Origin of the sequence: Desulfobulbus sp., assembly GCF_031547805.1 — a bacterium.
Classification (GTDB): domain Bacteria; phylum Desulfobacterota; class Desulfobulbia; order Desulfobulbales; family Desulfobulbaceae; genus Desulfobulbus.
In genome coordinates this window covers 41,225-54,633 of sequence record NZ_JAVBRQ010000043.1, presented here as the reverse complement: position 1 = coordinate 54,633, position 13,409 = coordinate 41,225, and the positions used below count along the sequence as shown (strand labels likewise).

The window sequence follows — 13,409 nt, the reverse complement described above, 5'->3', positions numbered from 1 at the left end:
ACATTCGCCATGAAAATCCGACTTATCCTTCTTTCCATCGCCGGCCTCGTCGCCTACGTTGCGCTTGCCAATTTCAACAGCAAGATCATCCGGGAAACCGAAACCCCCAAAGACCACGGCCAGGTGGCGGCACCCCAGGTTCAAGCCGGCAAGCAGCGTGCCACCCCCCCTCTTGCCGAGCAGCACAAGGCTTCGGTGCCCGCGCCGAGCCAATTGACGGTACAGCAACCGGTGGACCAGCCCCAAGCCCAGACGCCGGCCGATGGCAAGCTCCAGCAACTACAAGAAGAATTGGCGCGGAAAGATCGGCAGATCAAGCAACTGCTCGAGGCCCAGGAGGCCATTGCCGCCAGGGAGCATGCCCTGCAAACCGAAGCGACCGGCACGGTCGAATCCCCGGACCGGCAACTGGAAGAGAAGGCCAAGCAAATCGAGGAGTTGACCGCAGAAAAAGGACAGGCCACCGCCGAACTGAACCGGCTCAAGACCCAGCTCGAGCAACTCCGCCAGGAGTTGAAGCAGCAGCAGGAGCGGGCCGCCGAGGCCTCCGGCAAAATGCTCAAGGACCGGGACGACCGGCTGGCAGCCATGACCGCCGACCAGGAGAAAAGCACGGCTGAGTTGAAGCGCGCCAAGGCCGAATTGGAGCAATTGCAACAGAAGGTCGTCGCCATCCAGACCGCCGGCAGCCAAATCGACCAAGCGGCCAAGGAAAAGGAAGCGGCGCTGGCCGAGGCCCAGCAGCAACTCCAGAACCAGATCGGCGCCGCCAACCAGCTCAAGGCCCAGATCGAACAGCTCCGCCAGGAGTTGAACCAACAGCAGATGCAGGCCGCAGCGGCCACCGGCAAAATCCTCAAGGACCGGGAAGACCGGCTGGCAGCCATGGCCGCTGTCCAGGAAAAAAGCGCGGCTGAGTTGAAGCGCGCCAAGGCAGAATTGGAGCAGTTGCAGCAGAAGATCGCCACGATGCAGACCGCTGGCGCGCAGAACGAACAAGCGGCCAAGGAAAAGGAGGCCGCGCTGGCCGAGGCCCGGCAGCAACTCCAGAACCAGGCCGGCGCCGCCGATCAGTTCAAGGCACAGCTTGCCGAAACCGTGGACCGACTGACCGCCACCAAAAGAGATTTGGAACAGGCTGAAAGCAGGGCCGAGGCCTTGCTCCGGTCGGGTGCGGAAAAGGAACAGCAGGCCAATGCGCTGGCCGAGCAGAAGAAGGCGGCGGAACAGGCGCTGGCCGAAAAAAAGGAGGCCTTGGACAATGCGATCCTGACCATCCAATCGCTCAAGCAGGAGATTGCCGGTCAACCCCAGGCCGTGGCCACGGTGCAACGCCTGCTCGATGAGCGCAATCGGGAATTCGACCGGGTGCATCAGGAAGCCGCCGGCAAGATCGAGCAGCTCGACCAGCAGATCGCCGCCTTGGGCAAGGACAAGGCCCAGGCCGCCAAGGAGTTGGAGCGGTGCGCCGCCGAGATTGAAAACAGCCGCAAGGGAGCCGGCGAACTCGAAGCGCTCCGGACCAAGATGCAGACCATGCAGACGGAAGCCGAGCACAATCTGGCGGCTGCCATGGAAGGCAAGGAAGCCCTGCAGAGCCAGCTCAAGGAAAAGGTGGCGGCACTGGGCGGGGTCCAGGCCAAGATCGACGAACTGACCGCCACGGTCACCTCGCTGCGCAATGAAAAACTTGGACTTACCAGTCAATTGGAGGCCTTGCAGGCCGATAACACCAACCTGCTGGGCATGAAAAATGCATTCGAGGGCCAGGCTGCCGCCCTGGCCCAGGCCGAGGGCAAACTGAAGGAAATGGCCGCCCTGCAGGCGAAGAACGATGAGATGGGCAAGGCCATGGCGGAGAAGGACGCTGCCCTGGAGCAGGCCGCCAAGCAGACCGAAACCCTGACCGCCCTGCAGGCGCGATTGGGCGAGACGGCCAAGCAGACCGAGACCAGCGATGCCACCATCAAGCAGCTGGAGCAGGAGAAAACGGATATGGCCGGCCAGCTGGCCGCGGCCCAGGCACTGGCCCAGAATATCGACGGACTGAAAAAGACCCTCGACGAAAAAAGCAATGCCTTGGCGCTTGCCGAAACCAAGACCAAGGAACTGGACGGCATCAAGCAACAGATTGCCGAGATCGAGGCCAAGGCGACCGCGGCCCAGACCGCCCAGGTGGCCGCGGAAAAGAAGGTGGCCGAAAGCGAAGCCGCTGCCAAACGCTGCAACGAATCGCTGACTGCCGCTGGCGACAAGGTCAAGCAATTGGAAACCGGGCTGGCCGAGGCGCAAAACCGGGTCAAGGAGTTGACCGACAAAAATCAGCTGCAGGCACAGCAGGATCTCGTGCCCACCCTCAACCAGCAGATCGCCACCCTGCGCAGCCAGCTGGACGAGGCGACCACGGCGGCCGAGGCCAGAAACGAGGAAACGAAAGCGGCCAATAAGAAGGCGCAGATCCTGCAAACGGAGCGAGACGGCTTGCAGCAGGAGCTTACCGCCAATCAAACGGCGATCAGCGAGCTGCAGAAGCAGCTGGAGGCCGCCAAGGGCCAGCCGCGACCGGCGGCTGCCACCCAGACCCAGGCTCAGCCTGCCGACAAGCCGGCAGCCGAGGCCGACAGCGACCGGGATGGCGTGGCCGACAGCGCCGACCTCTGTCCCGGATCCCCTGCCGGGGTGCCGGTCAACGCCCTGGGTTGCCCGCAGGATAAGACGGCCATCGTCCTTGAAGGCATTGTCTTCTCGTCGGGTACCGCCAGTCTGACCCCGGATTCCCTGAAGAAACTCGACCGGATTGCGGCCGCGCTGACGCAGTCGCCCCAAACCAAACTCGAGGTCGCCGGCTACACCGACAACGTCGGCGACGCCAAGCGTAACCAACGGTTGAGCACCCAGAGAGCCCAGACAGTGAGCGCCTATCTGAGCGGCAAAGGCATTGCCGCCAGCCGCCTGCAAGCCAAAGGCTACGGCGCCGAGAACCCGGTCGGCGACAACGCCACCGCAGAGGGAAGACAGCAAAACCGGCGGATCGAGCTGCACGTGCTGGCGCCGTGATCGTCACCGTGCATCCATGACATAAAAAAAGCCCTGCCAGACGGCAGGGCTTTTTTTATGCGTGTCTTCCCGGTCCGGCCGGCGGGATTCACACCAATTTGACCAGCGCCAAATTGATCAACCCGATGAGAAAACCGAGCAAGGCCCCGAACAGGTTGATGTACTTGAACTGCTCCTCCATGATCGAGAGCAGCAGCCGTTCGAGCTGAAGCAGGTCGAGCGAATCGACCTTGTCGGTCACGATCCGTTTAAGGTTCAAAGACTCGACCACCCCCGGCACTTCCTGAAGCAGCATCCGATTGGTGGTAAGCACGATGTACTCGATCAGCCCCTGGCGAACGCCGTGGGGCACGATATCGTAGAGCCGGCCGATCGGCCGGGCAAGCAGGGCGTCGATCATGGCGTGCACCGCCGTGTTGATCATCCGCTCGCTGGCGCTCGAGCGCAACAGGGCCAGACCTTCCCGCACAATCGTCTCCCGCAGCTGACGTCCTTCCCGGTCCGGGGAGAATTGAGCGGCGCAATCGGCCAGGGTCCGCCGGCCTCCGTCGAGCAGATGCTCCAACCCGAGATGGAGCACGGCCCGCAGGCCGGTCAGAGCGCCCTCGCTCCGGCACGCGGCCATGATCTGGCTGGCGCATTCCCGACACAAACTATCCAGCCGCTGCCCATCCACATCCGCCAGCAGCGCATCGAGCCGCTTGCCCAACAGGGCGTCGATGGATTCCTCCAACACCGCCACCATCCGCTCCCCGACCTCGGGATTGCCGAGCCAGGCCGTCAGCCCCGCTTCCTTTTCCTCCAGATAAGCGCCGATTTTCTGCTCAAAGGTATCGGCCTCCAGAAACCCCTTGGCCATGGCCCCCATCGGACCGAGGCCGTCGAGAAAGTGATCGATCCCGTCCAGGATGCCCTTGACCACCTGGGCTCGCAGCACCGGATCGGCCAGTTGGGCCCCCATGCGCTGCAACAGGGGGCCGGCATGCTGCCGCAGCAGGGAGCGGATCACATCGACCAATTGGGACGGAACCAGATCGCCGGCGGTCGCTCCGCGGGCGGCGGCCTGGCGCAGGCTTTCGGCCAGATGCCCGCCCAGCCAAGCTTCGGCCCGTTCGCTGAACAGGACGGAGCGGATGAGTTCGTCGATGCGCAAATAGATTTCCCGCCTGGCTTCGGCGCTCAGCAGCTTCTCGATTTCCTGTTGCCCGAGCTCGTCCAGTCGGTCGGCCACGGCGACGGTGAATTTTTCCTCGAACGCCTGGCCGGCCAGGTAGTTGTTGACCCCCTCACCCACCCGGTATTTCAGGGTCTTGACCCCCACCTGGAAATAGGAACGAAAACGATGGGGGACGAGTTCTGGCAACGGTCCGAAATCCCGGGCAAAGAGTTCGCGGATCTTGCGCTCGGCCAGCAGGGCGAGATGCTCCTGAAAGGGCTCCTCGGAAATGGCGGCGCCGATGTCCTTGCTGGTCAGGAGATGGCGGCCCACCATTTCGCCGATGTTGACCGCCAGCTCGCGCCGCCGGGAAGGAATGACCCCGGGGGTCATCGGCACGCGGATGCCGAAAACATGCCAGGGCCGCAACGGCCGGAACAGCATGCGGATGGCGACCTTGTTGGTGAGGTAGCCGATAAAGGCCCCGATGCAGGGGGGAGCCAGGGAACTGAGCAGGACGGGATCGAAAGTGAACACGGTGGTCTTTCCCCGAAGAAGCGGTTACGACGAAAAGACGAGCGGCAACAGGTCCTCGGGCCGGGCGGCGAGGTGCTTGGCTCCGGTCCGGACCAGTTCGGCCCGGTCGCGGAATCCCCAAAGCACGCCGGCCGCATCCATGCCGGCGGCATGGGCGGTGCGCATGTCGACACCGCTGTCGCCGACATAGAGAATCCGCGAGGGATCGAGTTGAAGCAGCCGGGCGATTTCCAGGGCCGCGGCCGGATCGGGCTTTTTCGGCACGCCTTGCCGCTGCCCGAGCAGGGGCTCGAAATGCCAGCGGGGCAACAGCCGCTCGACGCAAAGGCGGGTGAAGGCGTCGGGCTTGTTGGAGAGGACGCTCATCCGCACGCCGCCGGCGCTCAGGCGGTCGAGGAGATCGGCGATGCCGGGATAGGGAGCGGACCGGCGATCCCAGGTCCGGGCATAGGTTTCCTGGAACGCCGCCACCGCGGCCGAAACCGTTTCGGCGTCGCGCCGGTCGGCCGGGAGCATGCGTTCCACCAAGCTCCGCAGGCCGTCGCCGACAAAATGCCGATAGGCATCGACCGGGTGTGATGGCCATCCTCGGTCGGCCAGCACCTGGTTGGCCGCGGACGCCAGATCGTCCAAGGTATCGAGCAGGGTTCCATCCAGATCGAACAGGACAGCATGATACCGCATGGCAGACATTCTCCTTGAAGCGCGTTCTTCCCTTGCGCCGCCGCAACCGCGATCCACGCCAGGCTCCGCGGGCGTCGACAGTGGTGCCACTATAACCGGGCTTTTCTCCGGGCGTAAATGTTTTTTCCCATCCCCTGTCGAGGAAGGCTGTCTGCACCCTTTGCCGCTGTCTCCGGCACTTACACGCTAGGGACTTGAAAAGATGAATATTTTACGATATACAGTGGACAGGCGGGGTGCGGGACCGGATGTCCCGGTGTCTGCCCACGGCTTGCCCTGCCCTTTCTTATCCTTTTTCAGTGGCGCCCATCAATGAACCCGGAAAGCTCCCCGCCCCCCACCGTGATTGACCTGATCAAGGTGAGCAAGGTCTATCCCCCCAATATTCAAGCTGTTTCCGATGTGTCACTGACCATCACCAAGGGGGAAGTCGTCTTTCTCACCGGCATGAGCGGTGCCGGCAAGACCACCCTGCTCCGCCTGATCAGCCGGATGGAAAAACCGACCAAGGGCATGGTCGACGTCGCGGGCATGGATGTGAGCAAACTGTCGGAGCGCGACATCCACCTGCTGCGCCGCAAGGTCGGCATGGCCTATCAGGATTTCAGGCTGCTGCCCGAGCGAACCGTGGCCGCAAACATCGCCATTGCCCTGGAGGTGGTGTACTGCCCCCGCTCCCTCATCGAGAAAAGAATCCGGGAGCTCCTCGAACAGCTCGATCTGATGAGGAAATACAACACCCGCGCCGGCGAGCTTTCGCGGGGCGAGCAACAGAGGGTGTCCATTGCCCGCGCCGTGGCCAACAATCCCGAGATCGTGCTGGCCGACGAGCCGACCGGCAATCTTGATGCGGAAACCACCGCAAGGGTCATGGCCCTGTTCGAGCATCTCCACCGCAAGGGCTCGACCCTGCTCATTGCCACCCACGATCGGGCGCTGTTCCAAAACACCTCGCACCGGGTCATCGAACTTCGTTTCGGGCGCATTTTGTCCCAAAGCCGGGCTGAAGGAAGCGACGACGATCTGTTCGAACTCGCGCCGTCGCTGCTTGAGGAGATCGAACCATGAGATTTTGGGCCGTCGTCGTCCGCCACGCCTGCCGCAACATGCTGCTCACCTGGAAATCGCAGGGCATGACCCTGTTCACGGTTTCCCTGTCGGTGCTCATTTTTTCCTTTTTCTACCTCGTCTACGTCAACGCGCTGCATATCGGCGAAAAACTGGGCGACGACCTGCGGCTGGTGGTCTATCTGGACGAGGACCCCTCGCTGCCGTTGCAGGAGGAATACCGGCACCGGATTCTCAAATTCGATCAGGTCGAGCGGATCGAGTTCATCAGTCGGGAACAGGCCTTCAAGCGCTTCGAGCACATCCTGGGCCCGAACAACGACGTGCTGACCGGCGTGCCCACCGATTTCCTGCCGGCCTCGATCGAGGTCTACCCGGTCCGGACCCTGGACAGCCTCTCGCGGATCAAACGGTTTTCCGATTACCTGCAGACCCTGCCCGGCGTGCTCAAGGTCCAGTACGGCAAGGAGTGGATCGAGCGCTTCTACGCCTTTATCCAGTTGATGCGGGTCATCACCCTGCTTTCCGGGTCGCTGCTGATCATGACCACCACCTTCATGGTCGCCCACACCATCCGCCTCACCCTGTTCGCTCGGCAGCAGGAGCTGGAACTGCTCCGCCTGGTCGGCGCCACCAACAATTACATCCGCACTCCTTTCCTGCTGGAAGGGGCGCTCCAGGGAGGGATCGGGGCGTGCTGCGGCCTGGGCGCCCTGCTGGTGCTTTACAACTGGATCGCCCTCCAGTTCGCGGGCCCGAACGCCATTTCCCTGCCGGCCTTCGCCTTTTTCAAATGGCCGGCGGTGGTCGCCATCATCGGCCTGTCCACTCTGCTCTGCGTCGTCGGCAGTTTCTCGGCGATCAGGCGGTTTCTCCATCTCTGATGCCGCCCGCCATGCCGCCCCGCATCGTCCTTGCACTCCTCCTGGCCGCCTGCCTGGCCGTCCCCGGCCTGCAGGCCGCCGAGGCGAAAAAGAATCCGCCGGCGGGCAAGGCTCCCGCCGCCCTGGCCCAGGAGCCTGCGGCCCAGCAGGAGGCCTCGGCGCAAACCAACATCATCTCCATCGGCAAACTGCGGGAGGAAATTTCCAGGCACCAGGGCAAGATCGAGCAGGCCGGCAGCGAGGAGCATTCCCTGCTTGAGGAACTGGCAACCCTGGACAACAAGATCAGCCAGCGCAAGACGCAGGTGGCCGCCCTGCAGGACCGGGTGCGGGAGCAGGAGCAGGTCATTGCCGCCAAGGAGCAGGAACTGGCGGCGGTGACCCAAAAAACCGACGCGCTGCGCGAGCACCTGATCAAACGGCTGCGGTCGTTCTATCTCAACGGCACCCCCGGCTTTCTCAACGTCGTCTTCACCAACGCCACCCTTCCGGAAGTCATGGTGGCCAACGACGCCTACCACTCGCTGGCCACCTACGACCAGGCCCTGTTTGCCGAATACCGCTCCCGCATCGCCGAGTTGAGCCGGGCCAAGCGGGCCCAGGAGCTGGAGCAGTCGATCCAGGAGCATTTTCTGGCCGAAGCCGCCGCCGAAAAGGAAGCGCTGCAGCAGACCGCCGCCGAAAAGAACGCCATCCTCAAGCGTATCCAAACCGAGAAGGGATTGTACGAACAGGCGTTGCGCGAGTTGAAAAAGGCGGAAAATTCCCTCGTTGCCACCTTGAGCAAGCAGAGCCAGAGCCCCGAATTCGGTGCCTTCGGCTTTGGGGCGCAACGGGGCAAGCTGCCGCCGCCGCTCTGGGGCAAGGTGGTCCGCCGTTTCCGCGAGCTGCCGCAGGAGGACGAGGACACGACCTTCTCCCAGGGCATCACCATCCTGCCGTCGACCCCGGCGGAGGTGTTCGCCGTCTATGGCGGCCTGGTCATCTACGCCGGGTACATGAGCGGCTACGGCAAGGTCGTCATCATCGAGCACGACCAGGATTACTACACCATCACCGCCCGGCTCGACGACATCCTGGTCCAGGAAGACGACGAGGTCAGGCAGGGGCAGATCGTCGGCACCACCGGCGAGACGATCACGCCTTTCGGCCAGGGCGCCTACTTCGAGATCCGCCACGGCACCCAACCGGAGAACCCCCTCGACTGGATCCGGCCCGGCGCCCTGCCCACCCGTTGAGCAAACGGCCTCGGCCATCGTTTTTCCAACAGGGGCACAATAACCGTTGCCACCCCCGGTGTTTCCCGTTAAGTTGAAAAATTATAGGATTTCCCGGCAAATTTCCGCCCCCAATGGATTTGCAGACGCCATGGGCGTCCCGCTTTCCCATCTTTGACTTCATCTCTGCCACCCGGTTTCGTTCCTGCTCCCATGAAACGCCTTCTTTCCCTTCTCCTCGTCGGTTTCTGCTGCATCTCGACTCCCGCCCTCGCCGACGAGAGCAAGCAGGAACGCGACATCTACCGCGACCTGGAGACCTTTGCCAACGTCCTGACCCTCATCCAGCAGTACTATGTGGACGAGATCGACTCCAACAAGGTGATCGCCGGCGCGATCAACGGCATGCTCGGCTCGCTCGATCCGCATTCGGCCTACATGACGCCCGACGATTTCAAGGATCTGGAAGAGGAAACCTCCGGCAGTTTCACCGGCATCGGCATCGAAATCTCCATCCGCGACGGCGTGCTCACCGCCGTGGCCCCCATCGAGGGCACCCCGGCCGACCGCCAGGGCATCAAATCCGGCGACCAGATCGTCCGCATCAACAACGAACTCACCAAGAACATGACCCTGATGGAGGCCGTGAAAAAGTTACGTGGCGCCAAGGGCACCCCGATCACCATCACCGTTCACCGCCAGGAGTGGAAGGAACCCCGCGAGTTCACCCTGATCCGCGAGGCGATTCCCCTGGTCTCGGTCAAATACACCGAACTGGAACCCGGTTTTTCCTATATCCGGGTCTCCAACTTCCAGGCCACCACCACCAAGGATCTGCGTAACACCCTGAAAAGTATCAAGAAAAAGCACCGTATCCTCGGAGTGATCCTCGATCTGCGCAACAACCCCGGCGGCCTGCTCGACCAGGCGGTCAAGGTGGCCGACCTTTTTCTCGACAAGGGCATCATCGTCTCCACCAAGGGGCGCAACAAAGAAGAGCAGATGCAGTTCGAGGCGCATCCGGGCGACGGCTACGGCGATTTCCCCATGGTCACGCTGGTCAACGGCGGCTCGGCCAGCGGCTCGGAGATCGTGGCCGGCGCGCTCCGGGACCACAAGCGGGCGGTCATCATGGGCACCACCACCTTTGGCAAGGGTTCGGTCCAGACCATCCTGCCCCTGCCCGACGGCGCCGGGCTCCGGCTGACCACCGCCAAGTACTACACGCCCAGCGGCGAGTCGATCCAGGCCACCGGCATCAAGCCCGACATCGTGGTGCCCCTGACCACCCAGGGCGATTCGGCCGCCGCCCCATCCTCTCCCGCCAAGACCATCAGGGAAAAGGACCTGCCCCGTCACCTGGAAAACGACAAGGGCGGCAAGAAGCAATCCGAAAGCGCGGCCGAGGCGGCCGACGGCAACGACGAGGAGGAATTCCAGCAGATGGAAGACATCCACCAGATTGCCAAGAGAATGGAGCAGGACAACCAGTTGCAGGCCGCCTTCAACACCCTGAAAGGGCTGGCCCATTCTCCGGGACAGCGGCAAAAATAGCCCGCCCCGACGCGCCGGGGCGGCGGGCTTGGTTCAGGCCAGCCCCAGATCGCGGAGCATGTTGACGTTGCCCGTCCAGTTTTTGCTCACCTTGATCCACAGGTGCAGCCGCACCCTGCAGTCGAGCAGGCGTTCGATATCGACGGTGGCGCTTTTGCGGATCGTCGCCAGCATTGCCCCCTTCTGCCCTACCAGAATCCCCTTCTGAGAATCCCGCTCCACCAGAATCGTGGCCCGGATGACCACCGGATCGCCTTCCTCGAAGGTATCGATGACCACGGCGGTCGAATAGGGAATCTCGTCGCGGGTCCGCAAAAAGATCTTCTCCCTGATGATCTCGGCCGCGATGAACCGCTCGCTGGCATCGGTGGGGATATCGTCCGGGTAATATTGCGGCCCTTCGGGCAGGAGGGCCACCAATTCCGCCAGCAGGGCGTTGACCTGCGTGCCGTGGAGTGCCGAGATGGGAACGATGGCGGCAAAGTCGTGCAGCCCGCGGTACCAATCGATCACCGGCAGCAGCCGCTCCGGGGGCAGCAGGTCCGTTTTGTTCAGTGCCAGCACCGCCGGACAGGCGATCCGTTCCAAATAGCCCCGGAACTCATCGGCCCGCTGCTCCTTTTTGGGGGTGAGGGCTTCGGTGCCGTCGGCCAGGAACAAGACCGCGTCCGCCTCGGCCAAACTTTCCAGGGCCACCCGGACCATCTGCCGGTTCATTTCCTCCCGGGCCGCGTGCAGGCCGGGCGTGTCCAGAAGGATGATCTGATAGCCGCTGCCGGTGACGATCCCCATGATGCGGTTGCGGGTAGTTTGCGGTTTCGGCGTGACAATGGCGATCTTCTGCCGCAGCAGTTGATTGAGCAAGGTCGACTTGCCGGCATTGGGGGGGCCGATGATGGCCACCACTCCCGAGCGGTGCGGTGCACTGTTCAATGGCGCTCCTTGAGACGGCCGGGGCCGCATCGGTAAAGAAAAGCATGACAAAGAGAGGGAATCCTGCTATCCACTGTAAGCTTACCATGACCTCCCAACTTCGCAACGTGTTCCAATGATCGTTCCCGGCAGCCTCATAGAATTCATCGACGGCGGCAGGTTTTTCTGCGGCCTGGTTTCCGGCGTGGCCGAGAAGAAAATTCATCTGATCAGCCAGAACGGCCGCGAAATCAATCTGCCGGAGGCCAGGGTCCTCAGCGTGTCGCACCAACTCTATCCCAGCGAGACCAGCCGGGAGGCGACCGCCGCCCTGCTGCGAAAACGCAGCGAAGGCCGTCTCGCCCTGGCCGGAGGCATCGACCTGGAACCGCTGTGGGAAATCGTCTGCGACAATGCCGACAACGAATTTGCCGCCGAGTTCCTTGCCGAGTTGCATTTCGGCAGCGTAGTGGACGACGACCATCGGGCCGCCTTTTTGCGGGCCGTTTTTTCCGATCCGCTGTTTTTCAAATACAAAAACGGCAAGATCGTCGCCCACAGCCCGGAACAGGTCGCCCACCTGCGGCTGCAGCGGCAACGGGAACAAGAAAAGGCGCTGCTCCTGGACCAGGCCGCCCGGGGCTTCCTGGCAATCATGCGCGGCAGCGCAAGCGACGAATCCGACTGGCCGGACCGAACGCGGTGCCTGCAATGGCTTGTGCAATCGGTCCTGTTCGGCAGCGAGGCCCCCGAGGATGAATTCATTCGCCAGGTCCTGAAAAAGGCCGGCCTGACCGCGCCCCAGGCCGGCCACGAGCTGCTGGTCAAGGCGAAAATCTGGGACCAGGACGAAAACCTGGCCCTGCTCCGTTCCGACCAGCCGGTCGAGTTCCCCGAGCCCTGCCTCCAGATCACCGAAACCTTGCGGGAGGCCACGGCCGAGGAGCTGCTCGCCGATCCCAAGCGCAAGGACCTGCGCGCCCTGCCCGTCCTGACCATCGACGGCACCGCCACCCGCGATTTCGACGATGCCATCCACATCGCCCGCCAGGAAAACGGCCAGGTGGAAATCGGCATCCACATTACCGACGTCAGCCACTACGTGCCGGTCAAGAGCCCGCTCTTTGCCGAGGCCAAGGAGCGATCGACCTCGATCTATTTTCCCGAGGGACACGTGCCCATGCTGCCCAAGCAGCTGTCGCTCGATTTGTGCAGCCTGATCCTGGGCAGGGTCCGCCCGACCCTCAGCTTTCTCGTCACCCTGAATCCAGACGGCAGCCTTGTCCATTCCACCATCGTGCCGGCGGTGATCGAGGTCAAGCGCCAGTTGAGCTACCGCGAGGCGGACACCCTGATGGACCGGGATCCCGAACTGGCGGCCCTCAACGTCATCCGCCAGCAGCTGCGGCAGCAGCGGGTCGATCGCGGCGCCCTGCTGCTTTCCCTGCCGGACGTCAACATCGACATCCGCGACCGCGACCACATCCATGTCTATCTCTCGCCGGTGGACACGCCGGCCCGCAACCTGATCTCCGAATTCATGATCCTGGCCAACGGCCTTGCCGCCTCCTACCTGGCGGCGCGCGAGGCGCCCGGCCTGTTCCGTTCCCAGCCGCCGCCGCGCAAGCGCATCATCGCCGGCGTCCAGAACAGCCTTGCCGACATCGCCCACCAGCGGCGCTATCTGGCCCGGGGCGAACTGACCGCGCATCCCAAGCCGCACAGCGGCCTCGGCCTGAACAGCTACACCACCATCACCTCGCCGATCCGCCGTTTCCTCGACCTGGCCATGCAGCACCAGCTCAGCCACATGCTCCACGGCCGCGGCATCCTTTTTTCCAGCGAGGAATGCAAGGCCTTCACCGGCATCATCCAGCAGAAGCTCGCCCGGGCCAATGCCATCCGCCAGCAGCGGCATCGCTACTGGATTCTGCGCTACCTCGCGCCCAAAGAGGGGCAGCGGGTCAACGGCCTGGTGGTCGGTGCCGGCCCAAAGCGGGTCAACCTGCTACTCTGCGACTGCCTGTTCGATGTCGACCTGCCGCCCAATCCGGCTTTTCCGGTCGATCCCGGCGATATCGTCCGCATCAAGCTCGCTCGGGTGCGCCCCTTGGACAATGTCCTGCGGATCGAATGGTAGCCATGTTCCCTGCGCCCGCTTTTTCGGCCAATCCGCCGACGGCAGCGTGGCCGATGGCGGCGGTCCGGCCGGCCGACAAGGGGCGCCGCCACCACTTCCCACCGGCCCAAACGGCGCTTGTCGTGGACAAATACCTGCCGATCAGGTATATGCTCTGGGTATATTTTCAGTTGATTTCCCCCCGAGCACAGGCACCGAGA

At 63.2% G+C, this 13,409-nt stretch carries 9 protein-coding genes; 6 read left to right on the top strand and 3 right to left on the bottom strand.

Annotation, left to right across the window (positions count from 1 at the left end; genetic code table 11):
- Positions 1 to 9 precede the first annotated feature (9 nt).
- The gene (locus tag RMR13_RS14325) at positions 10 to 3,057 is read left to right on the top strand and encodes an OmpA family protein (RefSeq protein WP_310601308.1); all 3,048 of its coding nucleotides are present in this window, start codon (positions 10 to 12) and stop codon (positions 3,055 to 3,057) included.
- Between the two features lie 88 nt (positions 3,058 to 3,145).
- Here the strand turns inward: RMR13_RS14325 and RMR13_RS14320 are convergent, their stop codons facing one another.
- Both RMR13_RS14320 and RMR13_RS14315 read right to left on the bottom strand, forming a co-directional pair.
- Entirely contained in the window at positions 3,146 to 4,750 is a 1,605-nt protein-coding gene (locus RMR13_RS14320; protein ID WP_310601307.1) for a DUF445 family protein, read from the bottom strand.
- Positions 4,751 to 4,774: 24 nt separating this feature from the next.
- Complete coding sequence (locus tag RMR13_RS14315) at positions 4,775 to 5,434, bottom strand: HAD-IA family hydrolase (RefSeq protein WP_310601306.1); 660 nt, start codon at positions 5,432 to 5,434, stop codon at positions 4,775 to 4,777.
- A 312-nt stretch (positions 5,435 to 5,746) separates the two neighbouring features.
- On the opposite strand from RMR13_RS14315, the gene ftsE reads away from it, so the two are divergent.
- From ftsE to RMR13_RS14295, 4 genes are all read left to right on the top strand, one after another.
- Positions 5,747 to 6,502, top strand: a complete 756-nt coding sequence (ftsE, locus tag RMR13_RS14310) for a cell division ATP-binding protein FtsE (protein ID WP_310601305.1) — start codon at positions 5,747 to 5,749, stop codon at positions 6,500 to 6,502.
- On the top strand, positions 6,499 to 7,386 hold the full coding sequence (locus RMR13_RS14305; protein WP_310601304.1) for a permease-like cell division protein FtsX: 888 nt from the start codon (positions 6,499 to 6,501) through the stop codon (positions 7,384 to 7,386). Before ftsE ends, RMR13_RS14305 begins: the two co-directional genes overlap by 4 nt.
- A gap of 11 nt (positions 7,387 to 7,397) precedes the next feature.
- On the top strand, positions 7,398 to 8,624 hold the full coding sequence (locus tag RMR13_RS14300; RefSeq protein WP_310601303.1) for a peptidoglycan DD-metalloendopeptidase family protein: 1,227 nt from the start codon (positions 7,398 to 7,400) through the stop codon (positions 8,622 to 8,624).
- Positions 8,625 to 8,816: 192 nt separating this feature from the next.
- Positions 8,817 to 10,157 carry a S41 family peptidase gene (locus RMR13_RS14295; RefSeq protein ID WP_310601302.1) on the top strand — a complete coding sequence of 447 codons (1,341 nt, stop codon included), beginning with the start codon at positions 8,817 to 8,819 and terminating at the stop codon, positions 10,155 to 10,157.
- A gap of 33 nt (positions 10,158 to 10,190) precedes the next feature.
- Here RMR13_RS14295 and era read toward each other — a convergent pair whose 3' ends face one another.
- A complete protein-coding gene (gene era, locus RMR13_RS14290; RefSeq protein ID WP_310601301.1) occupies positions 10,191 to 11,090 on the bottom strand; it encodes a GTPase Era in 900 nt (299 codons plus the stop codon).
- A 115-nt stretch (positions 11,091 to 11,205) separates the two neighbouring features.
- Here era and RMR13_RS14285 point away from each other — a divergent pair, with 115 nt between their 5' ends.
- Positions 11,206 to 13,209, top strand: coding sequence for an RNB domain-containing ribonuclease (locus RMR13_RS14285; protein ID WP_310601300.1), 2,004 nt, complete (start codon positions 11,206 to 11,208; stop codon positions 13,207 to 13,209).
- Positions 13,210 to 13,409: the final 200 nt, after the last annotated feature.